The organism is Frigoribacterium sp. 2355, assembly GCF_054060695.1.
Genome location: NZ_JBSSDL010000014.1, coordinates 42653 through 69626 on the forward strand (window position 1 = coordinate 42653; position 26974 = coordinate 69626).

Genomic DNA, 26974 nt, shown 5'->3' on the forward strand with positions numbered 1-26974 from the left:
CGCCTCCTAGGTTAACTACTTAAGTAGCTAACCAAAGGAGCTTTCGTGCTCGACGACGGGACGCCGATCTTCCAGCAGCTCGCTGCGCAGATCGAGAAGGACGTGCTCGACGGCACCTATGCCGACGAGGCACCGGTGGCGTCGACCACCGAGCTCGCCGCGTTCTACCGGATCAACCCGGCCACGGCCGGCAAAGCCGTCAACCTGTTGGTCGACCGCGGCATCCTCTACAAGCGCCGAGGCGTCGGCATGTTCGTCACGACCGGCGCCCGCGAGCGCCTGGCCGAACACCGACGGGCCCGCTTCGCCGACGAGTACGTGCGCCCCCTGGTGGCCGAGGCTCGCGCGCTGGGCATCGACGTCGCCGCCCTCCACCACCTGATCGAACAAGAGGACCAGTCATGAGCCCCGTGATCGAGATCACCGACCTGAGCCGTCGTTACGGCTCCTCCCTCGCCCTGGACGGCGTCGACCTCCACGTCGACGAAGGCGTCATCTGCGGCCTCCTCGGCCGCAACGGCGCCGGCAAGACCACGTTGATGGCCTGCGTCGCCGGGCAGGAACGACCATCAGGAGGCGCGGTGAGGGTCTTCGGCCGAGAGCCCGCCGACCACGCCGACGTCCTGTCGCGGGTGTCGTTCGTGCGCGACAGTCAGCGGTACCCGGACGGTTTCCGGCTCAAGCACGTGCTGTCGGTGGCGCCGGCCTTCCACCGCGGGTGGGACGCCGCGCTCGCCCGCGACCTGGCCGCCGAACTGCGGGTGCCCGACAAGACCGACCTGAAGAAGATGTCCCGCGGGCAGCTGTCCGCCGCGTCGATCGTGATCGGCATGGCCTCCCGGGCCCCGTTGACGATCTTCGACGAGCCCTACCTCGGCCTGGACGCCACGGCCCGGCAGCTCTTCTACGACCGCCTGCTCGCCGACTACTCGGCCCACCCCCGCACGATCCTGCTCTCGACCCACCTGATCGACGAGATGGAGGCCCTGCTCGAACGGGTGGTCGTGCTCGACGAGGGCCGGGTGCGGCTCGACTCCGACGTCGACCAGGCGCGGGCCTCCGCCTACCAAGTCGCCGGTACGGCATCCACCGTCGACCGGTTCACGAGTGGGCGCCGCCTCCTGTCGCAGCACGCGGTGGGCGGGCTGAAGACGGCGGTCGTGGACGGCGTCGCCGACGGCACCGCGCGCGCCGAGGCCGCCACCGCGGGCGTCGAGCTCTCGGGGGTCTCACTGCAACAGGTCGTCGCGGCGCTCGGGTCGCGCGACGCCGAACTCGAAGGAGCCGCCTCGTGAACCGCATCCTGCCCGTCGTCCGCCTGCAGTTCGCCCGTCGACGCAGCGTCCTGCTCGTACCGTTGCTCATCGTGGCCATCACGGTCGCCGTCACCGTGGTGATCCAGGTCACCCTCCAACGCTCGGGCGCCTACGACGACGGCACCTCGTACGCCACCGGCGCGCGCTTCAACCCGGGGGTCGTGTGGGCCCAGTCCGGGTACCTCGTCGCCATGGGCGTCGCCTCGGTCGCCTCGACGTTCCCCCTCGCCGCCTCGTTCGGGGCGACGCGGCGCGCGTTCGCGTTGGGCACGGCCGTGACGCACACCCTCGTCGCGCTCTACCTGACCGGCGTCGCCGCCGCCCTGCTCGCGCTCGAGGTGCTGACGGACCACTGGTTCGGCGGCTTCTACGTCTTCGACGTCAACGTCCTCGGTGCCGGCGACCTGGGCGCGCTCGTCCCGATCGTGTTCCTCGGCGCCCTCGTCGCCCAGACGGCCGGTGGGGTGTTCGGAGCGGCCTGGCTGCGGTTCGGGCCGCGCGGTCCGCTCGGCATCTCGATCGGCGTCGTCCTCGTGCTGGCCGTCGCGCTCCTCGCCTCCGGCCCCTCGCTGCCCACCGTGTTCGCGAACTACCAGAGCTGGTGGTCGGCCCTCACGGCGGCGCTGCTCGCGGCGGCCGCGATCGCGGGGACGTACGCGTTCCTGCGCCGCGCCTCCGTCCGTTGACCGGGCGGGCCTAGTCGAACGTCAGCTCGTCGGACGTGCTGATGCGCATCAGGTACGTGACGGTGAACGGGACGTCCTCGTCGATCGTGTAGCGCTTCCCGTCGAAGAGCGACTGGGCGCCGACGACGAGGTGGGCGGTGCCGGCCACGCCGGGCACCTGCCACTGACCCGACGGGCCGGGGACGATCGAGACGACGGGGTGGACGGGCACGGTCCACGTCGGGTCGTCGGTGACCCGGTCGTCGACCTGGCGGCCGAAGGGGCACCCGGCCGGCAGCAGCACCTGCTGCGGGACGCACTGCTCGTCGAGCTGCTGGTCGACCATGTCCTGCACGGCCTCGACGAACTCGTCCCGGGGCTGCACCTCGATCGACACCCCCGACGTCGCCCCCACGCTGAGCACGTCGGCCTCGACGGTCGGCGCCTCGAGGTAGCGCGACGCGTGGTCGAGCTCGAACCGCGAGGGGGCGAGCACCGTGAACCGGGTCGCGACGTCGGGCGCGTCGGTCGTGACGTCGCGGCCGTCCACCGTGAAGCGGGAGTCGTGCTGGGGCGTCACGTCGAGCTGCGCGGTGGGTGCCTGGACGAAGCGCCAGGCGTGGAACAGTCCGAACCGGGTGCCGGCCCGCTGGACGACGAACTGCGACTGCGCGGGCGCCTCGGCCGTGGCCGACGTGCCCTGCATCGAGTACGAGAGCGTGATCGCGTGCGTGTCGTCGCCGAGGTCGACGTCGCCCACCTCGGTCACGTCGTCGACGCCGCCGAGCGAGGGCACCTCGAGCAGGGCGTCGGCCAGCTGGTCGGTCGGCGTGACGCCGGCGAGGGTCAACGCGCTCGACGTGTCGCCGCGGTCGACCGCCGCCACGTAGCCGCGGACGAAACCGGCGCCGCTGTAGACGGTGGCGTTCAGGGCCACGACGGTGACCCAGAAACCGATCAGCACGAAGAGCAGCGCCCCGCCCCAGATCGCGACGAAGGGCCAGCCGAGCGGTGGGCGCGTCTCCTCCCCCACAGACGACGACATGACGACAACAATAGGAGGCGCGGGTCACGAAGAACCGAGCGTCACGCCCGTCACGGGTAGATTGGTGGCCTCCCCCGCCCCCTCCCGAAAGGTGCTCGTCGTCGTGAGCGTGGCCCTCTCCGCCGAACAGCAGGCGCTGTACGACGCGATCGAGAACACCCGCGAGCACATCTTCGTCACGGGTCGGGCCGGCACGGGCAAGTCGACGCTGCTGAACCACCTGTCGTGGAACACCTCGAAACAGATCGTCATCTGCGCCCCCACGGGCGTCGCCGCCCTCAACGTCGGCGGCCAGACGATCCACTCGCTGTTCCGCCTCTCGGTGGGGCTCATCGCCGACCACGACATCGAGCAGAACGCCGAGCTGCGCAAGCTGCTGAACACCATCGACACGCTCGTCATCGACGAGGTCTCGATGGTCAACGCCGACCTGATGGACGCCATCGACCGCTCGCTGCGGCAGGCCCGGCAGCGCAAGCACGAGCCGTTCGGCGGCGTCCAGGTCGTGCTGTTCGGCGACCCGTACCAACTGCCGCCGGTGCCGGGCGACGCCGAAGAGCGCGAGTACTTCCGCGACAACTACCGCTCGATGTGGTTCTTCGACGCCAAGGTCTGGGCCGAGGCGAGCCTGCGCATCTACGAGCTGGCCTTCATCCACCGCCAGACCGAGGGCGACTTCAAAGAGATGCTCAACGCCGTGCGGCACGGTCGGGTCACGGCCGAGATCGCCGGGGCCCTCAACGGCGCCGGGGCACGCCCCGTGCCGACCGACGGCGGGGCCATCACCCTGGCCACGCGCAACGACACCGTCAACCGCATCAACAAGGTCGAGCTCGATCGCCTGTCGGGCAAGGTGATGACCGCCAAGGCCGAGGTCAGCGGCGAGTTCGGCGGCCGGGCCTACCCGGCCGACGAGGCCCTCGAGCTCAAGGTCGGGGCCCGGGTGATGTTCCTCCGCAACGACTCCGAGCAACGCTGGGTGAACGGCACGACGGGCGTCGTCACCCGGGTGCGTGACACGGTCTTCGTCGAGGTCGACGGCGAGGTCCACGAGGTGCAGCCCGTCGTGTGGGAGAAGCACAAGTATTCGTACTCGGCGACCACCAAGCAGCTCAAGAAAGACGTCGTGGCCGAGTTCACGCAGTTCCCGCTGCGCCTCGCCTGGGCCGTCACGATCCACAAGTCCCAGGGCAAGACCTACGACCGGGCCATCGTCGACCTCGGCTCACGGGTGTTCAGCGCGGGGCAGACCTACGTCGCCCTCAGCCGCATCACCTCGCTCGAGGGGCTGTACCTGTCGCGCCCGCTGCGACCGGCCGACATCATCGTCGACCTCGACGTGCGCCGCTTCATGAGCGAGGCGTCACGCGTGCCGGCCATCGAGGCCGCAGCCGACGCCGGCGTGGGCGACGACGCGACGACGGCCGCCACGGGCTGACCTCCCGATCCGACCACGCGGTGGCCCGGGACCCACCCCGTCGGCGAACGGCTAGGCCGCGGCCTTCGCGGCGGCGAGGTCGGCGATGGGCTAGGCCGCGGCCTTCGCAGCGGCGAGGTCGGCGAACAGCTCGGTGCTGAAGCGGTACGCGGCGCACACCTCGTCGAGCACGTGCTCGCGCTCGTCGGCCGACCAGGCGACGGCGTCGAGCTGGCGGCGGTAGGTCGTCTTGAACGACTTCGGCTCGGCGATCTCGGCGAACAGGAAGAACCCGACGCCGTTCGTGTCGAATCCGAACCGTCGCTGCAGGATGCTGCGGATCAGGTGCCCGCCCGACAGGTCACCGAGGCAGCGCGTGTAGTGGTGCGCGATGAAGCCACCGGCCCAGGCCGACGCCTGCTCGATCCGATCGACGTACGCCCGGGTGGTCGGCAGCGGTGAGACCCGGGCCCGCCAGTCGGTACCGAGCAGGAACGCCAGGTCGGCCTCGATGGCCGGCAACCGGGTCAGCCCCGGCGCGAGGAACGGAGCCACCACCGCGTCGCCGGACCACCCCGCGGCGGCGTCCTCGAGGGCGGCGTAGACGAAGTAGTGCTGAGCGAGCAGCTGCACGTAGTCGTCCCGCGTGCCCCGGCCGATCAGCAGGTCGGTCATGAACGAGCAGCCGACGTCGACGGGGACCCGCTCGGCCGTGCGCTCCCGCACCGCCTCGGAGAAGGGGATGACGTCGGTCATGGTGCGCACCTCCTGGTCACCTGGGTTAGGTGACCCTAACCCTAGCCAGGGAGGCGCGGTGCCGGTAGCCCCCGGGGCCGATCCCGGCGGACGTGCAGCCGGATCGCAGCCCGTCGAGAGGTGCGGCGCCCTGCGGCAGGGATCAGCGGCGGCGGCGCTCGGCCCCCACGGCGGTCGCGAGCAGCAGCAGGCCGCCGACGAGGTGCGTGACGTTGTCGCCGAGGTTGAAGGCCAGGAAGTTGACGTCGGTGCCCTCGAGGAAGAAGCCGGCGACGCCGAAGACCACGAAGATCAGGCCGATCCAGGTGTTGATGTACCGCGCGCTCGCTCGCGACGACGCGCCGGCGATGATCAGCGCGGCACCGGCCAGCACCCAGACCACGACCAGAGCAGGGTTGAGGTTCCAGACGAACCAGAGCGACGCGCCCTGCGTGGAGAAGAACGTGCCCATGTCCTCGACGAGGAACCCGATGGCGCCGAGCAGGAGGAACACCGTGCCGACGAACAGGCCGGCCCCGCGGTTGGGCGACTCGCGGATGGTCGGCTCGTAGGGGGCCGGGGTCGCGGTCGTCGTGGTGCCGTGGGTGCTGCTCATGGTGAAGATGCCTCTCGTCCGTGGGTCAGCGTCCAGTATGCCCGCCGTGCGACGCACCCGCCTCGGCGTCACACCCCCGGCTCGGCGTGACACCCCGGGAACGCGGGGTGTCGCGCCGGAACAGGGGTGTCACGCGGCGCGCGGGGCGCGGGGGGCGCGGGGCGCGGGGGGCGCGGGGCGCGGGGGGCGCGGGGGGCGCGGGGGGCGCGCAGGGCGCGGGGCTGGCAAGATCGACGCCATGACCCCGACGCCCCTCCGCCTGGTCGTGGCGATCAACCCCGGCGCCTCCGCCGGCGGCCGGAAGCACCTCGCCGACGGGGTGCTCGCCGGGCTCCGCGGTGCCGGCCACACGGTCGTGCCGCTCACCGAGTCGAGCTACGACGACCTCGTGGCCGCCGCCCGTCGCGAGCTCGACCCCGACCACGGCGAGCGTCCCGACGCCCTGATCGTCGTCGGCGGCGACGGCATGGTGAACCTCGGGGCCAACCTCGTCGCGGGCACCGACGTGCCGCTGGGACTGGTGCCGACCGGCACCGGCAACGACACGGCCCGGGCGTTCGGGCTGCCCCACGACGACGCCGAGGCGGCCACGCGCCTCCTGGTCCGGCTGCTCGAGGGCGAGCCGACCACGATCGACGCCGGACGCGTGCTGCAGGCCGACGGCCGGGCCACCTGGTTCGCCTGCATGGTCTCGGCCGGCTTCGACGCCGTCGTGAACGAGCGGGCCAACCGGCTGAGCTGGCCGAAGGGGCGCCGCCGCTACGACGTCGCGCTCGCCATCGAGCTGGTGCGCCTCCCGCGCATCTCGTACCGCCTCGAGCTCGACGGGGTCGCCTCGACGGTCGAGGGCACCCTGATCTCGGTCGGCAACGGCCAGTCGCTCGGCGGCGGCATGAAGGTCACGCCCGACGCCGTGCTCGACGACGGGCTGCTCGACGTGCTCGTGGTGGAGCGGCTGACGCGCTGGCAGTTCGTCCGGCTGTTCCCGAGCGTGTTCCGCGGCACCCACCTGAGCCACCCGAACGTGACCGTGCACCGCGTGCGTCGGGCCGTGATCGAGGCCGACGGGGTCGCCGCCTACGCGGACGGCGAGCGCGTCGGGCCGCTGCCCGTCACGGTCGAGGTCGTCCCGGGCGCCCTGCGCGTCTACGCCGCACCCGGTCGCTGACCGCCGGCTCGAGCCCGGGAGACGCGCTCGGCGGCGAGGCGGCCCGGGAGGCGCGCTCCGCGGCGGGGCAGCCCGGGAGGCGCGCTCGGCGGCGAGGCGGCCCGGGAGGCGCGCTCCGCGGCGGGGCGGCCCGGGAGGCGCGCTCGGCGGCGAGGCGGCCGCACGCTCCGGCCACCCCCGACCTCAGCCGCGGTGCAGCGTCTCGCGGGGGTACTCGCCGAACCGCTGCTGGTACGCCGCCGAGAACCGGCCGAGGTGCGCGAAGGCCCAGTGTCGGGCGACGTCGGCGACGGTGGTGGCGTCCGGGGCGGCCGCCCGCAGCGCGTCGTGCACGCGCTCGAGGCGGATCTCGCGCAGGTAGGCCGTGGGCGTGGTGTCGAGGTGACGGCTGAACGCCTGTTGCAGCCCGCGCGGGGTGAGCCCCGCCTCCCGGGCGATGTCCACGGCCGAGATCGGCAGGTGGGCGCTGGCGTGCATGTACTCGACGGCGAGGCGGAGGCTCGCGTTGCGCGGTGCCAGCAACGCCGCGGGCATCTGGCTCGAGGTGTGGGCGAAGGTGTCGAGCAGGGCCACCGCGGCCATCCGGGCCATCTCGGTGCGCATCAGGTCGCTGGGCTCGCCCGAGCCCAGGTAGGCGCGTCCGATCAGACGGACCGTGGCGTGCCAGGCCTGCATCGCGGCGGACGAGACGGGGGCGGCGTGGTCGAAGCGGAGCGTGCCGGGCATGATGCCGTGCTGCTCGGCCGCGACCTCGTCGACGACCGACTTGGAGAGGTGGAGCAGGCTCTGGTTGACGTCCTCGGTGGTGAACTCGAAGTCCCGCCCCTCGGGGAAGAGGATCGGTCGCCCGACGGCTCCGGCCACCTCGTCGCGACCGTTGTCGATCGTGGAACGCCCGTCGAGCAGCCAGTGGACGACGTGCTCGTCACCCGCGGCCGCCTGCCCGTCGACGCGACCCATGAACATCGTCGACCGCAGGGTCATCGCCCCGTCGCCGACGATGGTGTGGCGGAACGAGAAAGGGGCCTCGGTGGGAGCGACGCGGAAACCCCGGCCGTTGTACCCGGCCTGCAGGATGTCGACCGCCTCGTCCAGATCGCGCCCCCGCGCGTCGAAGCGCATCTTGTCGTCGCGGGCAGCCATCTCAGCGAATTGTTGCACGCACTCCAAACCCCGCACCAGTCGATCCCAGGGGGGTTGACAGTAGATGGACGACGTGCCTGAGGGCCGGCTCGCAGCGGGCGGGCCTACGGTCGGACCCATGACCCTCGACGACATCACCCTGACCACGATCCGCGGCGAGTCCACCACGTTCGGCGCCTACGCCGACAAGGTCGTGATGGTCGTGAACGTGGCCTCCCGCTGTGGCCTCGCGCCCCAGTACGAGAAGCTCGAGGCGCTGCAGAAGCAGTACGGCGAGCAGGGCTTCACGGTGCTGGGCTTCCCCAGCAACCAGTTCTTCCAGGAGCTCTCGAGCGGCGAGGCCATCGAGGAGTACTGCTCGGCGACCTGGGGCGTCACCTTCCCGATGATGGAGAAGGTCAAGGTCAACGGTCGCGGTGAGCACCCGCTCTACACCGAGCTGAAGAAGGCCACCGACGCCGACGGCAAGGCCGGCCGCGTGAAGTGGAACTTCGAGAAGTTCGTGATCACGCCCGGCGGCGCCGTGCACCGGTTCCGTCCGACGACCGAGCCCGACGCTCCCGAGGTCGTCGCGGTGATCGAGGAGGCGCTGGCCGGCTGAGCAGACCCGCTGCGGTCGCTCAGTGGCCGGCCGCGTACCGGGCCTGCACGGCCGAGGCGCTCTGGGCCGAGTTGTTGTAGATCGTCGTGCCGTCGACCGAGCCGACGAAGTAGCCGTTGGTCGGAGCCGACGGCAGCCCGCTGAGCGGGGCGTAGCCGACCCGCCAGTAACCGGTGGCCGTCTGCACGGTCTTGTTGGTGCTGTCGGTGACGACGGCGACGCCGTCGACGTAGACCACCGTGCTCGTGCCCGAGAGGGTGGCGACCACGTGGTGCCAGGCGCCGTCGTTGTACGAGGCGGGCGTCGTCGTCGCCTTGGTCGTGGTCGTGGTGGGGCGCACACCGAGGACGATCTTGCCCGCCGTGGTCAGGTACAGCGCGCGGTCGGCGGTCGTGTTCGTGCCGGTCTGTGCCGTCGTGAAGGCGGCCAGGGTGCCCCCGGCCGTGCTGGTCGTGCGGAACCAGGTCTCGATCGTGAAGGCGGCCTGGCCGGTGAGGTTGACCGCGGTCGTGACCTGACCCGTGCCGTCGAGCTGCAGGTAGGGGCTCTGGTTCGTGGCGCACGAGCCGGCGACGAACGTCGCCCCGCCGCTGAGGGTGCCCACGCGGGCGAACGAGCTGCCGTCGGTGGTGGTCGTGCCGGACGTCTCGTTGTACGGGAAACCGTACGAGGTCTGCGAGTTGTAGGTGTCCTGCAGGCAGTCGTAGTTCCCGGCACCGAAGCTCGAGGTCGGGTTGGCGGTCGGGGCGGCGAACGCGGCGTGCGCGCCACCGGACACGACGAGGGTGAGTGCGAGACCGCCACCGATCGCTGCCAGGCCGATCGCGCCTCCTGCGGTCCTCAGGCGACGGAGGCGCCGCTCGCGACGACGCTGGACGCGGCGGCCGGCGGGGACGGTCACCCGAGGCGACGCGGGACGCTCGTCACGCAGCAGGTACCGGTCGTTGCGGCTCAGCAGGACGACGAGGATCAGCAGTCCGCCGGTGACCAGCAGGTGGCCGTACTGGTGGGCCGCGGCCCAGACGAAGGGCGTTCCGACGTACGGCACGCGCAGGAACCCGACGCCGATGACGGCGCTGCGGTCGATCGGCGTCGAGTCGACGCTCGGGTTGGCGTCGCCCTTGGTGACGATCTGCCCGGCCTGGCCGTTGTCGTGGTAGCGGTGCAGCCGCAGGTGCCCGGCCTGGTCGGGGTCGTCGAAGAGGAGGACCTGACCGCGGTGCACGTCGGACGCCGCCACGGGCTTCGCGACGACGACGTCGCCGGGGTGGATGCGGGGCTCCATCGAGCCGGTCATCACGGTCGTGGGGCTCCAGCCGAGGGCGGCGGGGGCGGCCGCGTAGACCATCAGGCCGAGCAGCGAGTACAGCACGACGCGTGACGCGGTGCCGAGGGCCAGGCGCGTCCAGTCGAGCCACGGACGAGAGGCACCCAGGGGCACGGTGATCGAGGCCGCGGCCGCGGTGGTGGGCCGCAGCTTCAGGTCGATCGTGCTCATGGGTGCCTCTGCTCGGGGGTGGTGCGGATGATGCGGTCTCGGGCCGCCTGGTGCGGTGGTGCGCGGTGCTGGTGCGGTGTCGCCGTGACGCGGGGGTCAGCCGCGGGAGGGGCCTCAGCTGTTCTGGGCCTCCCAGGTGAGGCCGAGGCTCGCGGTGCCGCCCTGGGTCGTGTTGGGGGCGGTGTTCGAGACGGTGTAGGTCACCTGGTAGGTGCGGGTCTCGGACGCGGTGCCGGTGGGGGCCCAGGTGCCGACGCCGTTGGAGTAGTTGGTGTAGCTGGTGCCGAAGGCGGCCAGCGTGCCGTTGTAGAGGCTCGAGCCCGCCGAGAGCGGGGTGAAGCCGGTGCACGAGCCGAAGCCGCCGCCGGTGCCCTGCACGACGCTCAGCGTGATGTTCGACGCGAGGTTGTTGGTCGTGGCGGCGCCCGTCCCGTAGAGCTTGACGGCCGAGGCGAGCGAGCCCGTGCTGGTGACGGCGATGCAGTTGCTGCCGGTCTGGCCGGGCTTGAGGTTCGTGGCGGTGAAGAGCGCGGTGTTGCTGTCGTCGTCGGTCAGGGCGACGGTGCCGGCGGTCCAGTTGCTGGTGGGGTTGACCGTGGTCGACGAGAAGGCCGAGTACGACGCCGTCGAGACGACGATGCCCGAGGCGACGAGGGCGGCGGGGATGGCGATCCAGGCGGCGATGCGGGCGATGCGGGGCGTGGGACGGGACATGGTGTGCTCCAGGGCGAGAGGGTGGAAGGTGGGGGATGTCGGGGGCCACCCCGGCGAGGTGGTTCAGGGGCTTCGCCGGTGAGAAGCTCACCTCCCGAACCGTTCCGGTTTCGAGTGGTCGTTGTTCTCAAGTGGTACGACAATCAAATTACTTGGACTTCGAGAGGCACGCAAGGCGAACCATGTCCCCAGTGGTGGGGGTGTCACGATCGTCGAGATTCTTGTTGACTGAGCCGGTGCCATGGACGGCACGCCCACACGCGTCACGGAGGACCCCTTGCTCATCTCCCCACCCCGGGCCGACCCCGGCCTCGCCCCCGGCCCCGGCCTCACGTCCGACCCCGGCCTCGCCCCCGGCGACCTCGGCCGCCTGCTCGACTCGTTCCGCCTGTTGATGCTGAACCACTCGCGGGTGCTCGACCACCAGGGCGACCTCTTCGGGCTGGGCGACACCGACATCCGGTTCCTCTTCTACGTGTGGGCCACCGGCGACCTGGTCACCCCGAAGCGGGCGGCCGAGCACCTCGACCTCTCGTCGGGTGCGATGACCAACCTCGTCGACCGCCTCATCGACGCCGGGCACCTCGACCGGCGCCGCAACCCGGACGACCGCCGCAGCGTCATCGTCAGCCGCACGCCACGCGGCGTCGAGGTCACGACGGCCATCGCGAGCGCCTACGCCGCCGCGTTCGCCGAGGTCGTGCCGGCGTCGCGACACGGCGCCCTCGCCGACACGCTGCTCGACCTCGGCCGGGCGTTCGACCGCCACGGGGTCGGCACGCGCGACGCACCCCACGCCGCCGCCTGACCCGCCTCGGCCGCGGGCCGCGGGCCACGGGCCGCGGGCCGCGGGCCGCGGGCCGCGGCCTACGGGATGAGGCGGCGCAGGCGTGCGGCGTCGGCCAGGTCGGCCCGGAAGCGGTCGAGCGTCGACAGCGTGTAGAGCCCGTCGATCTGCTGGTCGATCCAGAGCTGGTGGATGCGCTTGAGGTCGGCCTGACGGCTCTTCCAGCCGATGCCGTCGATCACGGCCATGACGGTCTGTCGGGGCAGCCGCACGTCGGCCATCTCCTCGATCTCGCGGACGGCGTCGGTGAGCTTCGAACCGGTCGAGTCGAACCCCTTCGCCGCGACCACGATGGCGGGCTCCTCCGCCGAGGGGATCACCAGGTCGCACGGCGCCGTGCGGTTCGCCCGGCCGGTGAACCGCGTCCGCGTGCCGCAGGCGAGTCCGAGGTCACGGGCGATGGCCTCGATCTCGTCCTCGAGCCGCCGACCCGACACCCCGGCGCGGATCGCCGACGCCCGGGTGCCGGCCCGGGCCGAGAGCAGGTCGCCGAAGTCGTACGTGCGGTGCCGCTGGGACGCGACGAGACGGACGAGCTCGAACTCGTCGTCGAGGTGGGCGACCAGTTCGTCGGCCCGTCCCCGCGCGAGCGTCAGCCAGCTGGGGGTGTCGAAGGCGTGCCGTAGCGAGTTGCGCAGCTTCTCCTGCGACAGCCCGACGGCCAGGCCGAGGGCGGGCACCCACGCCGGGTGCTGCCGGGCCCACTCGGCGAGGTGGTCGCGGTCGACGACGGGCAGGTCGCCGAGGCTCGCCGCGGCCCGGCCGAGGTCGGTCGCCGCGGCCGACGGAGCGGTCGGGTCGACGTGCGGGGTCATGCGGCCGAGCGAGGCGACGTACTCGTCGAAGGTGGGGATCGTCACGGTCGGTCCCTCCCGACGAAGACGTACTCGGTGGCCGCCGTGCGGGCCGCCGCGCGGTGCGTGCCGAAGCTGTAGGTGTGGTCGACCACGCGCACCTCGACGTGCGGCTTGACCGTGCGCATCAGCTGCTCGATGCGCTCGCGGCTCGGCACGGCGTTCGACGAGTACGACAGCACGAGCGCCCCGGCGTCGGCGAACTGCTCGAAGGTGCGCACGAGGGCGTCGTCGACCGTGCGCGGGTAGGCGAACGGCGTGAACAGCTTGGCGATCTTCTTCGTCTTGGTCTCGGTCATGATCGTCTGCCCCCGCCAGTACACGGCCAGCCCCTGCAGGAAGTGGTACCGCTTCATGTAGTCCGCGTCGTCCCGAGGAGGCGCGTAGGGCGGATCGAGGTACACCAGGTCGGCGGGTGGTCGCCCGAGGTCGGCGACGTCGCCCTCGACGGCCTCGTGCGCGAGCCCGTCGTCGAACACGGTGGCGCCGTAGGCCCGGACGGCCGCCCGGAACTGCTCGGCCATGGTCAGCCGCAGGTCGCGGCGCCCGTCGTCGTACCGCGCCCCGGTGAAGGTGAAGACGCCCCGGGGTTGCTTGCGCGCCGCGGCCAGCACGAGGCCCGCGATCGCCAGGTCGCGCTCGGCACCGACGAGCCGGTCGACGTGCGACCAGGCCGAGTCGAGGAACGCCCGGTCGTCGGCCGAGAAGAACACGCCGTCGAAGGTGCGGCGGACGACGTCGCGGTCGTCCGCGGGCGGGCCGCAGATCTCGTCGACGAGCTCGTCGGACAGCGTCGTCGACCCGTTGACGACGGAGGCGCGGGCGATGACCGCGGGGAACGCCAGGAAGTCGTTGCTCACGACCTGGCGACCCTCCGCCTTCATCAGGTACGAGACGACGCCGGACCCGCTGAAGGCGTCGATCGCGGTCGAGGGCTGCACCGCGCCTCCTCGGCCTCCGGGTTCGCGGCTCGACACGGGCGCGACGCTCGAGAAGACGTCGTGCAGCACGGGCAGCAGCGCGTACTTCGAGCCCATGTAGCGCAGGCGGGGGAAGGCGGCGACGCGGGCGGGCACGGGGGCGGGCCCGGTCGCCGTGGCCCCGGTGGCGGTGGCGGTGGCGGCCCCGGTCGCGGTGGGCCGGCTCGCGGCGGGGGGCACGAGCTCGACGGTCACCGGGCAAGTCTGCCGCACGTCAGCGGTCGGACGGGCTCCGGGTGCGGGAGTCGAGGTCGACGCGCTCGGCGTGCGGGACGCTGCCGGTGGTCGTGCCGGCGATCCGCAGGCTCTCTTGTCGCAGCTCGAGCTGGGCGACGACGAGCGCCGCGAGGTCGGCGAGGTTGGCGACCTGCTCGTCACTGGCCGTGCCCGGCTCGCGCCCGATCACCGAGAGGGTGCCGATCGTGTGGCCGTCGCGCCGGGTGAGGGGCACGCTGACGTAGAACCGCATGCCGAGCGGACCGGTGACCAGCGGGCTCGACGCCACGCGACGGTCGGTCGCGGCGTCCTCGATGACCAGCGGCTCGGACGAGTGGACGGCCCCGAGCGAGAGGTCGATGTGCCGGGCGATGTCGCCCACGGCGGGGTCGTAGTGGGTCGTGAACCACGTGCGGTCGTCGTCGATGACGGTCGCCAGGGCGATGGGCGCCGAGAACAGGCGGGCCGCCATGGCGGTGACGCGGTCGAGCGCCTCGTTGGGCAGGGTGTCGAGCACCTCGCTGTGGTCGAACGGCTCGGTGTCGCCCCCGCGCATCGAGCCGTCGCCGGTCGACAGGTCGCCCACGGCGTCGCGGTGCTCGGTCGTCTCGGTGATGACCACGTCGCGCATCATCGCGACGAGCTCGGCCCGCGTCGGCCGCTCGGCGGGGTCCCGGCGGGTCATCGCCCGCAAGGCGTGACGCCAGTGCTCGGGCAGCGGGTCGGGCAGCACCGGGTCGCGCGACAGCCGGGCCACGGCCGACTCGACGAGCGACCCCGGGAACTCGCGCCGACGCGTGAAGCACTGCAGCAACACGAGGCCGAGGCTGTAGACGTCGCTCGGGGGGCCGACCTGGCCGCCCACGGCCTGCTCGGGGCTGAGGTACGCCGCGGTGCCGGTGGTGACCCCCTCGGCGGTGAGTCGTTCGACGTCCTCGGTGAGGGCGATGCCGAAGTCGGCGAGCTTGGCCCGGGCGCGGGCCGCCTCGTGGTCGCCGTAGTCGACGAGCAGGATGTTCGACGGCTTAATGTCGCGGTGCACGACCGCGTGGCCGTGGATGTAGTCGAGCGCCTCGGCCATGTCGTAGCCGATCTCGGCGATGTGCCGCGGGGCGAGCGCGCCGTGCCGCAGACGGTCTTCGAGGTTGAGGCCGGCGATCAGCGGCATCACGAGGAAGCGTTGCGGACCGTTCGGCCCCTGCTCGACACCGGCGTCGAAGAGACCGACGAGGCCGTGGTGCTCGAGGCTCGACAGCACGCCGAGCTCGGCCTCTTGTCGGGCCGGGTCGACCATCGCGCTGTGGAAGACCTTGATCGCGACCGTGCGGTTGAGGCTCTCGTCGACGGCCTTGTAGACGGTCGCCATGCCGCCGCGGCCCACGACGGACTGCAGGCGGTAGCGCTCGGCGAGGACGCGATCGAGCGCGTCGTCCTGCTGTGGCGCGGCCATCGCCTCCCCCTCGTGACTGGTGTGTGGTCCATCCTGTCGCATGCGGGGCGATCTCGTGTCGGTCCGACGGGTGACGATCGCATCACGACGGGGTCACGCCCACCGCCCGGGGACCCCGGCGCGAGCCGGCCGGACCTTGCGATGCCCTGGGAGAACGTCGTCGTCGGGAAGGCATCGGGCGGGCCATCGGTTGCGTTGCGCATGACAACCTACGGAATCATCGGAGCAGGCAACATCGGCAGCCAGGTCGCCCGGGCGGTCATCGCCCACGGCCACGACGTCGTGATCAGCAACTCGCGCGGCCCCGAGACCCTGACCGACCTCGTGGCCGACCTCGGCCCCAAGGCCCGCGCCGCCACGGCGACCGAGGCCGGCGAAGCGGGCGACGTCGTCGTCGTCACCGTCCCCCTCAAGAACGTCGACCAGGTGCCCGTCGAGCCGCTCGCGGGCAAGACCGTGATCGACACGAACAACTACTACTTCGAGCGCGACGGCCACATCACCGCGCTCGACGAGGGCACCGACACGACCGCCGAGATGCTGCAGCGCCACCTGCCCACCAGCACGGTCGTCAAGGGCTTCAACCACATCCCGGCCGACGACATCACGACCGACACCGCCCCGGCCGGCACCCCCGACCGCCGCGCGCTGGCCACGTCGAGCGACTCCCCCGAGGCCGTCGCGCTGATGACCGACCTCTACGACGAGCTCGGCTTCGACACCGTCGACGTCAGCCCGTTGTCCGAGAGCTGGCGCGTCGAGCGCGACCGCCCGGCCTACGTCGTCCGTCAGACGAAGGACGAGCTCGTCGCCAACCTGGCGAAGGCGAACCGGGTGCCTCAGGCCTCCTGACCCGGCCGGGCGGTGACGCCGCCCGACGAACGCGACCCGCGCCTCCTGCAGGAGGCGCGGGTCGCGTCGTTCGTGGAGGTGCCGGTCAGAGCACCCAGCAGCGGTAGGCCGAGCCGGTCACGGCTCGCTCGCTGGTCACGAGCGAGGTCGTGTAGGTCTGCGTGAACGTGTCGACCGCGGGCAGGTCGACGACCTTCCACCCGACCACCGCGCGGTTCTCGTTCAGCGCCTGCACCGCACAGCCGACGTCCGTGCCGCCCGCGACGTTGATCGTGTACTGCACCTGGACGGCGTCGTCGCCCGCGACGGTGAAGCCGTAGTGGCTCACCTCGAGCTCGGCCGAGTCGCCGTCGAACGCGACGAGCACGACCCAGGCCGCCACCACGACGGCCACGACGGCACCCGCGACGAGGGCGATCAGTCGCGATCGACGAGTCCGGCCCGGCCGCCGGCCGTACCGACTGTCGAGCCGTGAGGCCGGATCGGCGCGCGCCGGGTCGAGGGTCTGCATGGCGTCAAGGGTAGGAGGCGCCGGCTCGGAACCGCATGGACGTCACGTCCCGCGGTGGCCGGCCCGCCAACACGGGCCGCCTGGACGGCTCGGGCCGCCTGAGGGGTCGGGCCGCCTCGAGGGGTCAGGCCGCCTCGGCCTCGAAGAGCATCGACAGGTCGAGGGGCTCGGTGGGGGCCAGTTCGACGTAGACGAGGTCGTCGTTCACAGGAAGAGCCCGTTGCTGAGGAAGAGGGCGGCGACGAGGCTCGCGCTGGCGCCGACGGCCGCCGTGGCGATGACGAAGAGGGTCGCCTGGCGTTCGGTCTCGCGGACCTCGGAGAAGGGGCTCTGGTCCGCGTCGATGCGGCGACGCGACGGCGTGAGGAGTGTCATGGTGTGTCCGATCTCGGCAGCCCTGTGCTGCCTGCCCGTGATGCTGTTGCCGGAGGGGGCGCGACCCGGTCGCATCCCGCACCGCCCGTGAAGTCGGTGCACAGGAATGAAACCACGGGATAGCTAGTCCCTCTAACTACTCGACCGGGCTGTTCGCATTGCGGACAGCGCCCCCTCTCCGTCGTCGACCAAGCCGGCTCCGAGGCCTGATTCCCCGGCCTTCTGCGCCACCCACCCCCGAAAGGGGAATGTCCTCATTTCGGGGGACCGGCAGACTGACCTCGGTCTCGGGACGAGACCGCCGGAGGCCGCGCCTCCTGCACTGCACGGATTGCGAACGCACATGCCCCTGGTCGAGACCCCGACCCCCCGCCCGCACGGCCGCCTGATCGCGGCCGTCCTGCGCGCCTCCCAACCCCTCTTCCGCCTGCACCTCGCGCTGTACCGGCGCGAGGTGGCGCGGGCGCCCTACCCCCGCGACGCCCGCCGCATGACCATCGACGGCCCGGACCCCGTGCACCTGCTCTTCGTCGGCAGCATCGCCGTCGAGGGTTTCGGCGTGCTCGCGCACGACCTGACCTGCGCCAGCCAGACCGCCCGCCTCGTCGGCTCGGCCCGGGGCCGCGGCGTCACCTGGCGCGAGGTCTCGGCACCCGTGCTCACCGCCGCCGAGGCCGCCCGCGTCGAGCTGCCGACCGAGCCCGCGGAGGCGGCGGTGGTGCTGCTCGGCATCTGTGACGTCCTGCTGGCGACCGGGGGCGCCTCCTGGGAGGCCGACCTCCGCCGTCTCGCCGACCGGGTGCGCGAGACGGCCGGCCCCGACTGCCGCATGGTCTACGTCGGCATCCCGCCGATGGCCGAGTTCCGGCCGATCCCCCCGGTCGCCAAGCGATTGCTGACCCGCCAGATCGAACGACTGAACGCGCTGACGGCCCGGGTCGCCCTGACCACGCCCGGCGCGTCGTGGGTGCCGTTCCCCGAGTGGCGGTCCGAGGGGCTGTACCACCAGGAGCTGTTGTCGTGGGCCACCATGCACCGGCGCTGGGGGCAGGCGATCGCGCCGGCCGTGGTGAGGTCGCTCGGGGACGTCACCGCCGCCGAGGCGCGGCACGAGACCGACGCCGGGCCGGGAGTCCCGGCCTAGACGCCCGAGTCCGCCAGGCTGCCGACGCGGGTCGTGCCGTAGGTGTACGCGTAGCAGACGACCGAGCGCTCGCCGTCGTCCCAGCCCTTCTCGGTGGGGGCGAGCACGCCGTAATCGGCGAGGGACTCGTCGTACGAGGCCCCGACGTAGTCGCTGAAGGCCGCGTCGCAGAGGTCGGCCGCCTCGTCCAGGACCTCGTAGCCGCCGGGGAACGCGCCGCCGTCCAGCTCGTCCACAAGGTAGGCCTCTTCGTCGTGGGCCTCGTCGCACGAGGCGGTCTCGACGTCGCCGGTGCCCTCGCGACCGAGGTCGCCGACGGTGAAGCAGGTGCCGACGTCGAGCCCGTCGACGCTGGTCACGCCCGAGAAGTCGAGGGGGTAGAGGTAGTCGCCGTAGACCGCGTCCGAGCCGAAGTACGTGGTGGGGTCCTCGTCGGCGTACGACGAACCGTCGTCGTAGCCGTAGCCGGCCGACCCGCCGGCGAGCGACATCCCGCCGAGCAGGCCGGCACCGCCGCCGACGATCAGGGCGACGACCGCCGCACCGACGATCGCGAGGACCCAGGGGGTCCTCGACGGCTGCGACGGCAGGGCGGGGAGGAACGCAGGAGGCGCGGCGTAGGGGTCCTGCGTCGGCCACGACTGCCAGGGGGCCTGGGCCTGCGGCTGGGGCTGGGGCTGCTGCGGCCAGCCGGGCGACTCGGACCCGGGCTTGGGCCACCCCTGCGGTTGCTGCGGCTGCTCGGGCTGCTGCCATCCCTGCGCTCGCTGCTCGGGTGCGCCCGGCTCGATCGGTGTGCTCACGGTCGTCCCCTTCGTGGACCGGGCGGTCGGATCACCGGGTCACGCCGGATCATATCCAGCCCCGGGCACCCCGCTCGACCCCCTGTCCGGGAAGACGATCGTGATCTGGTTGCCCGCCCTCCCGGCCTGACCTACACTCGATCCGTTCGAACACACGTTCGAACGTGCAGGAGGACGACATGAGCACCCAGACCACCCACGAGCCCGTCGCGTTGTGGTTCGAGCGCGACCTGCCGGCGCGGCTGGTCTGGTCCTGCCGACGGTGGCGGGTGAGCGACACCCCGACCGAGCTGCGGGTCGAGCCGGCCGTGACGCCCCCCTTCATCACGCACCCGCCCCGTCGCTTCGTCGGCTGGCGTTTCCAGGCCACCGACGACGACGACACGACCCACATGTTCGAGGTCGTCCTCGGCACCGACGGCGGGTGGGTGCTGGGCCGCGTCTACGACTGACCTCGAGGTCGCGGCGCGCCGGCCTCAGCGTCCCGTCTCGGCCAGGGCCGCGTTGAGCTCGAGCACGTTCACGGTGGGCTCGCCCAGGTAGCCGAGGTCCCGGCCCTGGGTGTGCGCCTCGACGAGCGCCTCGACGTCCGCGACCGGCAGGTCCCGTGCCGCGGCGACCCGATCGACCTGGATGCGCGCGTACTCGGGGCTGATGTGCGGGTCGAGCCCGGACGCGGAGGCGGTGAGCGCGTCGACGGGGACGTCCTCCGGGGCGACGCCGTCGCTCTCGGCGATCGCCGCCCGTCGCTCCTCGACGGCGGCGACGAGGTCCGGGTTCTCGGGCCCGTAGTTGCTGCCGCTCGAGGCGGAGGCGTCGTAGCCGTCACCGGCGGCGGAAGGCCGCGACTGGAACCACTCGGGCAGGGCGACCCCGTCGGCGTCGGTGAACGACTGCCCGATGAGCGACGAGCCGACGGTCCGCCCGTCGACCCGGACGGCGGAACCGTCCGCCTCACCGCCGGGGACGAGCTGGCCGATCCCGGTGACGGCGGCCGTGTAGGCCACGCCGAGGACGGCGGTGAAGACGAGCATCGCGCGGAGGGCGACGCCGTACTGGCGGAACAGGGTGCGGGTGTTCATGGTCTCTCTCTCGTTGGTCGTCCGCGCCGGCTCAGAAGCCGGGCAGCAGGCTGACGATCAGGTCGATGATCTTGATGCCGACGAACGGGGCGACGACGCCGCCGAGTCCGTAGACGAGGAGGTTGCGCGACAGGATCGACGACGCCGATGCCGCCCGGTACGCGACGCCGCGCAGGGCGAGCGGGATGAGCACGACGATCACGAGCGCGTTGAACACGATCGCCGACAGGATCGCCGAGGCCGGCGAGGACAGCTGCATGACGTTCAGCAGCCCGAGGCCCGGGAACACCCCGGCGAACATGGCCGGGATGATCGCGAAGTACTTCGCGACGTCGTTGGCGATCGAGAACGTCGTGAGGGCGCCCCGGGTGATGAGCAGCTGCTTGCCGATGCGGACGATGTCGATCAGCTTCGTCGGGTCGCTGTCGAGGTCGACCATGTTGCCGGCCTCCTTGGCGGCCGAGGTGCCGGTGTTCATCGCGACGCCGACGTCGGCCTGGGCCAGGGCCGGGGCGTCGTTGGTGCCGTCGCCGGTCATCGCGACGAGCGCGCCTCCTTCTTGCTCCCGGCGGATGAGGGCGAGCTTGTCCTCCGGGGTGGCCTCGGCGAGGTAGTCGTCGACGCCGGCCTCGGCCGCGATCGCCTTGGCGGTCAGGGGGTTGTCGCCGGTGATCATGACCGTGCGGATGCCCATGCTGCGCAGCTCGGCGAACCGTTCGCGCAGGCCGGCCTTGACGACGTCCTTGAGGTACACGACGCCGAGGACGCGAGCATCCGAGGCCGTGCTCTTGGTCGCGACGACCAGGGGGGTCCCTCCGGCGTTCGAGATCTCGTCGATGCGGGCCTGCAGTTCGTCGTGCTCGGTGCCGGCGAGAGGGCGGTCCTCCTCGACCCAGGCGATGACGGAGGCGCCGGCGCCCTTGCGGATCTGCGTGCCGTCGGGCAGGTCGAGGCCCGACATGCGGGTCTGGGCGGTGAAGGGCACGATCTCTCCCGGCCGACCGTCGGCGTCGTGCCACCCCGTCGTGAGGGCGAGGTCGACGATCGACTTGCCCTCGGGGGTCGGGTCGCTGAGCGAGGACCGGGCGGCGGCGTCGACGAGTTCGGCGCGGGCGATGCCGTCGAGCGGGGTGAACTCGGCCGCCTGCCGGTTGCCGTAGGTGATGGTGCCGGTCTTGTCGAGCAGCAGCGTCGTGACGTCACCCGCGGCCTCGACCGCGCGGCCCGACATCGCGAGCACGTTGCGCTGCACGAGACGGTCCATGCCCGCGATGCCGATGGCGCTGAGCAGCGCACCGATCGTCGTGGGGATGAGGCAGACCAGCAGGGCGATGAGCACGGGGATGCTCACCGACGCGTCGCTGTAGGCCGCGATGGGATTGAGCGTCAGCGTCACGACGACGAAGACGATGGACAGGCTCGCGAGCAGGATGTTCAGCGCGATCTCGTTCGGCGTCTTCTGACGCGAGGCTCCCTCGACGAGACGGATCATGCGGTCGACGAAGGTCTCGCCGGGCTTGCTCGTGATGCGCACGACGACTCGGTCGGACAGCACGCGGGTGCCGCCGGTGACCGCGCTGCGGTCGCCGCCCGACTCGCGGATGACCGGGGCGGACTCGCCCGTGATGGCCGACTCGTCGACGCTCGCGATGCCCCAGACGATGTCGCCGTCACCCGGGATCAGCTCGCCGGCGGTCACGACGACCGTGTCGCCGAGCGTCAGGTCGGCCGAGGACACCGACTCCAAGGAGGCGCGCTCGGCACCGGCGTCGGACGTCGCGTCGTACGAGACCACGCGCTGGGCGGTGGTGCTGGTGCGGGTCGCCTTGAGGGTCTCGGCCTGTGCCTTGCCGCGCCCCTCGGCGACGGACTCGGCGAGGTTGGCGAAGACGACGGTGAGCCAGAGCCAGACGGCGATGGCCCAGGTGAAGGAGCCGGGGACGGGCGAGCCGCCCGAGGTCTCGGGACCGGTGAAGAGACCGGCGATCGCGAGGACCGTCGTGTAGGCGGCGCCGACCTCGACGATGAACATGACGGGGTTGTGCCACATCTCGCGCGGGTCGAGTTTGCGGAAGGCGCCGGGCAGGGCCGCGACGAGCTGGGCGGCGCCGAACGCGCCTCCTCGGTTCGTCGGGGCCTGGTCGCCCTCGCGTTCGTGGTCGGTGGTGGGGGTGTCGGTGGAGACGGACATGGTCACTTCAGCCCTTCGGCGAGAGGTCCCAGTGCGAGGACGGGGAAGTAGGTCAGCGCGGTGATGATCACCGAGACGCCGGTGAGCAGGCCCACGAACTGCGGGCGGTGGGTGGGCAGGGTCCCGGCGGTGGCGGGGACCCTGTCCTGTGCGGCGAAGGAGCCGGCGAGGGCGAGCACGAGCACGATCGGGAGGAACCGTCCGAACAGCATCGCGACGCCGAGGGTGGTGTTGAACCACGGGGTGTTCGCCGTCAGGCCCGCGAACGCCGAGCCGTTGTTGTTCGCGGCGGAGGTGAAGGCGTAGAGCACCTCGCTGAAGCCGTGCAGGCCCGGGTTCCAGATCGACGTGCCCTCGACGTCGGCGCGCACGGCGGGGATCGCGAAGCTCAGCGCCGTGAAGGCGAGCACGATGGTCGGCGTGACGAGGATGTAGAGGCTGGCGAGCTTGATCTCGCGCGGCCCGATCTTCTTGCCGAGGTACTCGGGGGTGCGGCCGACGAGCAGGCCGGCGATGAACACCGTGATCACGGCGAGCACGAGCATGCCGTACAGGCCCGAGCCGACGCCGCCGGGGGCGATCTCGCCGAGCATCATGTTCAGCATCGCCATCATGCCGCCGAGCGCGGTGTACGAGTCGTGCATCGAGTTGACCGCACCCGTCGAGGTCAGCGTGGAGGTGGTCCCGAACAGGGTCGATCCCCAGATGCCGAACCGCGCCTCCTTGCCCTCCATCGCGCCGCCGGCGAGTTGGGTCGCCGTGCCGGCGCCCCGCAGCTCGAACCACGTCATGGCGCTGAGAGAGACGGCGAAGATCGTCGTCATCACCGCCGCGATCGCGACGCCCTGCTTCGTCGAGCCGACCATGCGACCGAAGGTGCGAGGCAGCGAGAACGGGATGACGAGCATCAGCACGACCTGGAACACGCTCGTCCAGGCGGTCGGGTTCTCGAACGGGTGCGAGCTGTTGGCGTTGAAGAAGCCGCCGCCGTTCGTGCCGAGCAGCTTGATCGCCTCCTGCGAGGCCGCGGGGCCGCCGGGGATCGTCGCGCTGCCGCCGGTGAGGGTCGTGACGTCGGTGAATCCCGCGAAGTCCTGGATCACGCCGCCGGCGACCAGGACGATCGCCGACACGAAGGCCAGGGGCAGGAGGAGACGCGTGATCGAGCGGGTCAGGTCGACCCAGAAGTTGCCGAGCGTGCCGCTCCTCGCCCGGGCGAGCCCGCGGATCAGTGCGACGGCGACGGCGATGCCGACGGCCGCGGAGACGAAGTTCTGGACGGCGAGTCCGCCGAGCTGGACGGCGTAGCCGAGGGTCACGTCGGGCGAGTACGACTGCCAGTTGGTGTTCGTGACGAAGGAGGCCGCGGTGTTGAACGACAGGCCCTCGGGGACGGCCGGGAAGCCGAGCGAGTAGGGCAGGAACGCCTGGAGGCGCTGGATCGCGTAGACGAGGAGGACCCCGACCACCGAGAACGTCAGGACGCCTCGGAGGTAGGCCGGCCAGGTCTGTTCCGACGTCGGGTCGACGCCGACGAGGCGGTAGAAACCGCGCTCGACGCGGGCGTCCCTCGCGGTGGTGAAGATCCTCGCCATGTGGTCGCCGAGGGGGCGGTACGCGACGACGAGGACCACGACGACCGTGAGGATCTGGAGGATGCCGAACACCGCGTCCATCAGAAGCGCTCGGGCTTCACGAGGGCGTACACGAGGTACGCCAGGGCGGCCACGGCGAGGACGGCGGCCCCGATGCTGAACACGATCACAGCTTCTCGACCCCCTTCGCCACGAGGGACACCACTGCGAACACAGCGATGACGGCGAGCACGTACACGATGTCGAGCACTACGACTCCAAGGAGGACGATCGACGGGCCGGACGGCCCGGTGCCCGTCGTGGGCACAGCGAGTCAGTAGACACCGCGCCGCACCGCCCATCGCGGGCCCTTACGACTTCCCTACGGCGATCGGCGTCTTCCTCACGGACACCACACGCTCACCACACGCCCACCGGGGCCGGGAGGCGCGACGACGGCGACGACGCTCCCGGCGGACGGCCGTGACCTCGGCGAGATCGCCTGGTCGCGAATGCGCGAGCGCTGGCACGATGGCCGCATGTTCCCCTCGACACCTAGGACGAACCCGCTTCGCGACGACTCGATCTCCCTGCTCACCCGGGGTCACGGTTTCGGTGCGCGCCTCTGGGAGCGAACGCGGACGGGCGCCCGGGCCGTGCCTCTCCGCCTGCTCGGGCGGGAGGCGCTGCTGGTCCGGGGCGCCGAGGCCGTCGAGCTCTTCTACGACGAACGGCAGATCGCTCGGCACGGGGCCATGCCCGCGATCGTCCAGCAGACGCTCTTCGGCACCGGGTCCGTGCACAGCCTCGACGGAGCGGAACACCGGCACCGCAAGGCGACGTTCCTCGACGTCGCGTACGAGGACGACCAGGTCGCCCGGCTGACGCCCCTGCTCGAACGGGAGTGGCGGCACGAGATCGAGGCCTGGCTGTCCGGGGGTCGACGCTCCGCCTACGATGCGGCCGTCGGGGCGTTCGGTCGCGCGAGCATGAGGTGGGCGGGCCTGCCGGGGACCCCGGAGGCGCGGACCCGCTGGTCGGCCCGCCTCGCGCAGATCGTCGACGGCTTCGGTGTGCCGTACTCCCCCGAGTACCTGCTGGCAGCGGTGAACCGTGCCTGGTCCGATCGGCACGCCCGCCGCCTCGTCGAGGCGGTTCGCGCCGGCGCTCTCGCGCCCGGGGAAGGCACGGCCCTCGACGAGTGGGCTCGGCACCGGGACCCCGAGGGCGAGCTGCTGCCCGCGAAGCTGGCGGGGATCGAGCTGCAGAACAGCATCCGCCCGATGATCGCGGTGGCCCGCTTCGTCGCATTCGCCGCGAAGGCACTGCACGACCACCCCGAGTGGCGAGAGCGGATCGCCGAGGAAGCCACCGACCGTGGAACGTCGACCGGTGGGCCGCTCGCCGTCGCGTTCGCGCAGGAGGTCCGGCGGACCGCGCCGTTCGTCCCGATGCTGCCCGGCTGGGCGCGCCACGACGTCGAGATCGACGGACGGGAGCTCCCCGCCGGCGGGCGGGTCCTGCTCGACATCCTCGGCACCGACACGGATGACGCCTCCTGGAACCGCGCCTCCGAGTTCGATCCGGAACGTTTCGTGGGCGTCGACGACTACGAGGCGATCTCGACGTTCATCCCTCACGGTGGCGGGGACCCCGCGGGCGGACACCGATGCCCCGGCGAGAAGCTCGCCATCGCCGGCCTCGCCGCCGCCGTCACCGCGCTCAGCGACCCTCGCCTGGCGATCCTCGACGACGGGCTCGACGTCGACCGGCGACGGCTGCCGACGAAGCCGTCGTCCGGCGGCCGGGTCCGCGCAGCCGGAGCACCATCCCGGTGCCCGTTCCACTGACGACCCGCGACGCGATCGGCCTTACCTCCGAGCGGGGGTTCTCGGCAACCCCTCTTCGCGCATCCGGCCCCGGGCATAGACACGATCCATGCCGATCCCCACCCGCGGTTTCGCTCACCTCGTCGCCTTCGTCCTGCTCGTCGCCGTCACGGGACGAGCCGACTCCGTCGCCGGTCACGTGCGACATCGGCTCGCCCACGACGCCGCTCCCACCCACCACTCTCGTGGCGCCCGGGCGCCATCGAGATCCGAGAGGCGACCACGATGATCGAGCAACCCCTGCCGCCGGCCGCCTCCCCCGCGCCATGCCCATGATCTTGCTCGACCCGATCGCCGAGGGCACCTGGCGCGTCCTCGACTACCGGAACGGGAAGACCGGGATCGACGTCCTCGTCGGCTTCGTGCAGAGGGTGACGGACGCCTACGCGGTGACCGATCTCTCGCAGCCCGACGAACAGCGCCTCTGTCACACCCTCGTCGAAGTCCAGGAGCTGTTCGGGGCGGAGGGGTGAGGAGTAACGCTGCGACGATCCTGGAAGAACGAAGGCCGCTCGAGTCACCTCCCCCTCGCAGCCCCCGGATATGCTCGCGCGTGTGAGCAGGAGGATTCGACCCGGTCGCATGCCCAGGAGAAGCACGGAAGCGAACCTGGAGCCTCGCGACGCATCGACCCGTTTCCGGGAGATGCCCGTCATCGAGCTCCTCGAGGCGCTGGAGTGGGTGCAGTCCATTCGCGACGACTACACCGCCGGCCAGGACCGCCGACGGGACCAGCTCGTCAATGACATCAACACCGTGGGTTTCGACACGCTACGGGAGCGAGAAGACGACCTCCGAGCTGCCGGGTTGACGCACCGCGCCGACCGTTGGCTGCACTACGAGAACTACCTGTAGCCCCTCAGCTGGCGGGTGGTCCAGATGACGATCGGCCCGGAGTCACGATCAGCGTGTTCAGATGATGGGCTTCACTCGTGGCATGGGTAGTCACTCCGGGATTCCGGCACCAGGCAGCCAACGTGTTCCGATCGAACAGGCTCTGGCGGGCCTGGAGGTCCATCCACTCGAGGAAGGCGAGACGGCCATCGAAGCGTTCGTGCTCGTCAAGACCCTCGACGCCGAGGGGGAGACGACGTGGGCTTACAGAACGACGAACAGGCTCAACCGTGAGGAACTCCTGGGGGCCCTGACGGTTCAGGTCGCAGTTCTCTCGAAGGAGCTGCGCGACGAGTGAGACGACGACTGAGTCGTCGACGCGGGGGTCCTTGGTCCACCTGAGGCCAGCGCGTGCTCGCAACCGAGCCCGGACGTCCATCGGCTACCGGGACGG

Annotated in this window: 31 protein-coding genes; 14 read left to right on the forward strand and 17 right to left on the reverse strand. The window is 71.6% G+C overall.

Features of this window, described 5'->3' with window-relative positions; genetic code table 11:
- Nucleotides 1-45 precede the first annotated feature (45 nt).
- Genes ACVJ1F_RS13865 through ACVJ1F_RS13875 form a run of 3 tightly spaced genes read left to right on the forward strand, consistent with a single transcriptional unit; the run spans nucleotide 46 to nucleotide 2002 of the window.
- Entirely contained in the window at nucleotides 46-405 is a 360-nt protein-coding gene (locus tag ACVJ1F_RS13865; RefSeq protein WP_173154511.1) for a GntR family transcriptional regulator, read from the forward strand.
- Entirely contained in the window at nucleotides 402-1295 is an 894-nt protein-coding gene (locus ACVJ1F_RS13870) for an ATP-binding cassette domain-containing protein (RefSeq protein WP_456886903.1), read from the forward strand. Before ACVJ1F_RS13865 ends, ACVJ1F_RS13870 begins: the two co-directional genes overlap by 4 nt.
- Nucleotides 1292-2002, forward strand: a complete 711-nt coding sequence (locus tag ACVJ1F_RS13875; RefSeq protein WP_456886905.1) for a hypothetical protein — start codon at nucleotides 1292-1294, stop codon at nucleotides 2000-2002. Before ACVJ1F_RS13870 ends, ACVJ1F_RS13875 begins: the two co-directional genes overlap by 4 nt.
- Nucleotides 2003-2012: 10 nt before the next feature.
- Here the strand turns inward: ACVJ1F_RS13875 and ACVJ1F_RS13880 are convergent, their stop codons facing one another.
- The gene (locus ACVJ1F_RS13880) at nucleotides 2013-3026 is read right to left on the reverse strand and encodes a hypothetical protein (protein WP_157485563.1); all 1014 of its coding nucleotides are present in this window, start codon (nucleotides 3024-3026) and stop codon (nucleotides 2013-2015) included.
- Between the two features lie 103 nt (nucleotides 3027-3129).
- Here ACVJ1F_RS13880 and ACVJ1F_RS13885 point away from each other — a divergent pair, with 103 nt between their 5' ends.
- On the forward strand, nucleotides 3130-4464 hold the full coding sequence (locus ACVJ1F_RS13885; protein WP_233568441.1) for an ATP-dependent DNA helicase: 1335 nt from the start codon (nucleotides 3130-3132) through the stop codon (nucleotides 4462-4464).
- Between the two features lie 90 nt (nucleotides 4465-4554).
- Here the strand turns inward: ACVJ1F_RS13885 and ACVJ1F_RS13890 are convergent, their stop codons facing one another.
- On the reverse strand, nucleotides 4555-5199 hold the full coding sequence (locus ACVJ1F_RS13890) for a biliverdin-producing heme oxygenase (RefSeq protein ID WP_456886907.1): 645 nt from the start codon (nucleotides 5197-5199) through the stop codon (nucleotides 4555-4557).
- A gap of 142 nt (nucleotides 5200-5341) precedes the next feature.
- Nucleotides 5342-5794: a DUF4383 domain-containing protein gene (locus tag ACVJ1F_RS13895; RefSeq protein ID WP_056049797.1), complete on the reverse strand. Its 453-nt coding sequence runs from the start codon at nucleotides 5792-5794 to the stop codon at nucleotides 5342-5344.
- A gap of 238 nt (nucleotides 5795-6032) precedes the next feature.
- Between ACVJ1F_RS13895 and ACVJ1F_RS13900 the strand changes: the two genes are divergently transcribed.
- Nucleotides 6033-6962, forward strand: coding sequence for a diacylglycerol kinase family protein (locus ACVJ1F_RS13900; RefSeq protein ID WP_456886909.1), 930 nt, complete (start codon nucleotides 6033-6035; stop codon nucleotides 6960-6962).
- Nucleotides 6963-7145: 183 nt separating this feature from the next.
- Here the strand turns inward: ACVJ1F_RS13900 and ACVJ1F_RS13905 are convergent, their stop codons facing one another.
- A complete protein-coding gene (locus ACVJ1F_RS13905; RefSeq protein ID WP_056049799.1) occupies nucleotides 7146-8105 on the reverse strand; it encodes a helix-turn-helix domain-containing protein in 960 nt (319 codons plus the stop codon).
- A 118-nt stretch (nucleotides 8106-8223) separates the two neighbouring features.
- Here ACVJ1F_RS13905 and ACVJ1F_RS13910 point away from each other — a divergent pair, with 118 nt between their 5' ends.
- The gene (locus tag ACVJ1F_RS13910; protein WP_056049801.1) at nucleotides 8224-8706 is read left to right on the forward strand and encodes a glutathione peroxidase; all 483 of its coding nucleotides are present in this window, start codon (nucleotides 8224-8226) and stop codon (nucleotides 8704-8706) included.
- A 19-nt stretch (nucleotides 8707-8725) separates the two neighbouring features.
- On the opposite strand, the gene ACVJ1F_RS13915 is transcribed toward ACVJ1F_RS13910, so the two are convergent.
- The gene (locus ACVJ1F_RS13915; protein WP_267659000.1) at nucleotides 8726-10204 is read right to left on the reverse strand and encodes a signal peptidase I; all 1479 of its coding nucleotides are present in this window, start codon (nucleotides 10202-10204) and stop codon (nucleotides 8726-8728) included.
- A gap of 114 nt (nucleotides 10205-10318) precedes the next feature.
- On the reverse strand, nucleotides 10319-10918 hold the full coding sequence (locus ACVJ1F_RS13920) for a hypothetical protein (RefSeq protein ID WP_056049806.1): 600 nt from the start codon (nucleotides 10916-10918) through the stop codon (nucleotides 10319-10321).
- A 277-nt stretch (nucleotides 10919-11195) separates the two neighbouring features.
- On the opposite strand from ACVJ1F_RS13920, the gene ACVJ1F_RS13925 reads away from it, so the two are divergent.
- Nucleotides 11196-11726: a MarR family transcriptional regulator gene (locus ACVJ1F_RS13925; protein WP_456886912.1), complete on the forward strand. Its 531-nt coding sequence runs from the start codon at nucleotides 11196-11198 to the stop codon at nucleotides 11724-11726.
- 59 nt (nucleotides 11727-11785) lie between these two features.
- Here ACVJ1F_RS13925 and ACVJ1F_RS13930 read toward each other — a convergent pair whose 3' ends face one another.
- Genes ACVJ1F_RS13930 through ACVJ1F_RS13940 form a run of 3 tightly spaced genes read right to left on the reverse strand, consistent with a single transcriptional unit; the run spans nucleotide 11786 to nucleotide 15265 of the window.
- Nucleotides 11786-12625, reverse strand: coding sequence for a hypothetical protein (locus ACVJ1F_RS13930; protein ID WP_456886914.1), 840 nt, complete (start codon nucleotides 12623-12625; stop codon nucleotides 11786-11788).
- Complete coding sequence (locus ACVJ1F_RS13935) at nucleotides 12622-13794, reverse strand: DNA adenine methylase (protein ID WP_456886916.1); 1173 nt, start codon at nucleotides 13792-13794, stop codon at nucleotides 12622-12624. Before ACVJ1F_RS13935 ends, ACVJ1F_RS13930 begins: the two co-directional genes overlap by 4 nt.
- A 19-nt stretch (nucleotides 13795-13813) precedes the next feature.
- A complete protein-coding gene (locus ACVJ1F_RS13940) occupies nucleotides 13814-15265 on the reverse strand; it encodes a protein kinase domain-containing protein (RefSeq protein ID WP_082460653.1) in 1452 nt (483 codons plus the stop codon).
- 141 nt (nucleotides 15266-15406) lie between these two features.
- Between ACVJ1F_RS13940 and ACVJ1F_RS13945 the strand changes: the two genes are divergently transcribed.
- Nucleotides 15407-16117, forward strand: a complete 711-nt coding sequence (locus tag ACVJ1F_RS13945; RefSeq protein ID WP_456886918.1) for an NADPH-dependent F420 reductase — start codon at nucleotides 15407-15409, stop codon at nucleotides 16115-16117.
- 85 nt (nucleotides 16118-16202) lie between these two features.
- Here ACVJ1F_RS13945 and ACVJ1F_RS13950 read toward each other — a convergent pair whose 3' ends face one another.
- On the reverse strand, nucleotides 16203-16628 hold the full coding sequence (locus ACVJ1F_RS13950; RefSeq protein ID WP_056049814.1) for a DUF4307 domain-containing protein: 426 nt from the start codon (nucleotides 16626-16628) through the stop codon (nucleotides 16203-16205).
- Nucleotides 16629-16832: 204 nt separating this feature from the next.
- The gene (locus ACVJ1F_RS13955; protein WP_157485568.1) at nucleotides 16833-17003 is read right to left on the reverse strand and encodes a hypothetical protein; all 171 of its coding nucleotides are present in this window, start codon (nucleotides 17001-17003) and stop codon (nucleotides 16833-16835) included.
- A 343-nt stretch (nucleotides 17004-17346) separates the two neighbouring features.
- Between ACVJ1F_RS13955 and ACVJ1F_RS13960 the strand changes: the two genes are divergently transcribed.
- On the forward strand, nucleotides 17347-18147 hold the full coding sequence (locus tag ACVJ1F_RS13960) for a hypothetical protein (protein WP_456886920.1): 801 nt from the start codon (nucleotides 17347-17349) through the stop codon (nucleotides 18145-18147).
- On the opposite strand, the gene ACVJ1F_RS13965 is transcribed toward ACVJ1F_RS13960, so the two are convergent.
- On the reverse strand, nucleotides 18144-18950 hold the full coding sequence (locus ACVJ1F_RS13965; protein ID WP_456886922.1) for a septum formation family protein: 807 nt from the start codon (nucleotides 18948-18950) through the stop codon (nucleotides 18144-18146). The two genes, ACVJ1F_RS13960 and ACVJ1F_RS13965, sit on opposite strands and share 4 nt — an antisense overlap.
- A gap of 179 nt (nucleotides 18951-19129) precedes the next feature.
- Here ACVJ1F_RS13965 and ACVJ1F_RS13970 point away from each other — a divergent pair, with 179 nt between their 5' ends.
- Nucleotides 19130-19402, forward strand: a complete 273-nt coding sequence (locus tag ACVJ1F_RS13970; RefSeq protein WP_148053659.1) for a hypothetical protein — start codon at nucleotides 19130-19132, stop codon at nucleotides 19400-19402.
- 24 nt (nucleotides 19403-19426) lie between these two features.
- Here ACVJ1F_RS13970 and kdpC read toward each other — a convergent pair whose 3' ends face one another.
- The 5 genes from kdpC to ACVJ1F_RS13995 are packed head-to-tail and all read right to left on the reverse strand — an operon-like array spanning nucleotide 19427 to nucleotide 24125.
- Entirely contained in the window at nucleotides 19427-20032 is a 606-nt protein-coding gene (gene kdpC / locus ACVJ1F_RS13975; RefSeq protein WP_456886924.1) for a potassium-transporting ATPase subunit KdpC, read from the reverse strand.
- A gap of 31 nt (nucleotides 20033-20063) precedes the next feature.
- Complete coding sequence (gene kdpB, locus ACVJ1F_RS13980) at nucleotides 20064-22223, reverse strand: potassium-transporting ATPase subunit KdpB (protein ID WP_456886926.1); 2160 nt, start codon at nucleotides 22221-22223, stop codon at nucleotides 20064-20066.
- Nucleotides 22224-22225: 2 nt separating this feature from the next.
- Nucleotides 22226-23899, reverse strand: coding sequence for a potassium-transporting ATPase subunit KdpA (kdpA, locus tag ACVJ1F_RS13985; protein WP_456886928.1), 1674 nt, complete (start codon nucleotides 23897-23899; stop codon nucleotides 22226-22228).
- Nucleotides 23899-23988, reverse strand: coding sequence for a K(+)-transporting ATPase subunit F (gene kdpF, locus ACVJ1F_RS13990; RefSeq protein ID WP_071257733.1), 90 nt, complete (start codon nucleotides 23986-23988; stop codon nucleotides 23899-23901). Before kdpF ends, kdpA begins: the two co-directional genes overlap by 1 nt.
- Entirely contained in the window at nucleotides 23985-24125 is a 141-nt protein-coding gene (locus ACVJ1F_RS13995; RefSeq protein ID WP_156155567.1) for a hypothetical protein, read from the reverse strand. Before ACVJ1F_RS13995 ends, kdpF begins: the two co-directional genes overlap by 4 nt.
- Nucleotides 24126-24336: 211 nt before the next feature.
- Here ACVJ1F_RS13995 and ACVJ1F_RS14000 point away from each other — a divergent pair, with 211 nt between their 5' ends.
- The 4 genes from ACVJ1F_RS14000 to ACVJ1F_RS14015 all read left to right on the forward strand — a co-directional run bounded on the left by ACVJ1F_RS14000 (nucleotide 24337) and on the right by ACVJ1F_RS14015 (nucleotide 26878).
- A complete protein-coding gene (locus ACVJ1F_RS14000; RefSeq protein ID WP_456886931.1) occupies nucleotides 24337-25647 on the forward strand; it encodes a cytochrome P450 in 1311 nt (436 codons plus the stop codon).
- Nucleotides 25648-25952: 305 nt separating this feature from the next.
- Nucleotides 25953-26159 (forward strand): hypothetical protein, encoded by a 207-nt coding sequence (locus ACVJ1F_RS14005; protein ID WP_173154481.1) that lies wholly within the window; start codon nucleotides 25953-25955, stop codon nucleotides 26157-26159.
- Nucleotides 26160-26331: 172 nt separating this feature from the next.
- Nucleotides 26332-26541 (forward strand): hypothetical protein, encoded by a 210-nt coding sequence (locus ACVJ1F_RS14010; RefSeq protein WP_456886933.1) that lies wholly within the window; start codon nucleotides 26332-26334, stop codon nucleotides 26539-26541.
- 82 nt (nucleotides 26542-26623) lie between these two features.
- Complete coding sequence (locus ACVJ1F_RS14015) at nucleotides 26624-26878, forward strand: hypothetical protein (protein ID WP_456886935.1); 255 nt, start codon at nucleotides 26624-26626, stop codon at nucleotides 26876-26878.
- Nucleotides 26879-26974: the final 96 nt, after the last annotated feature.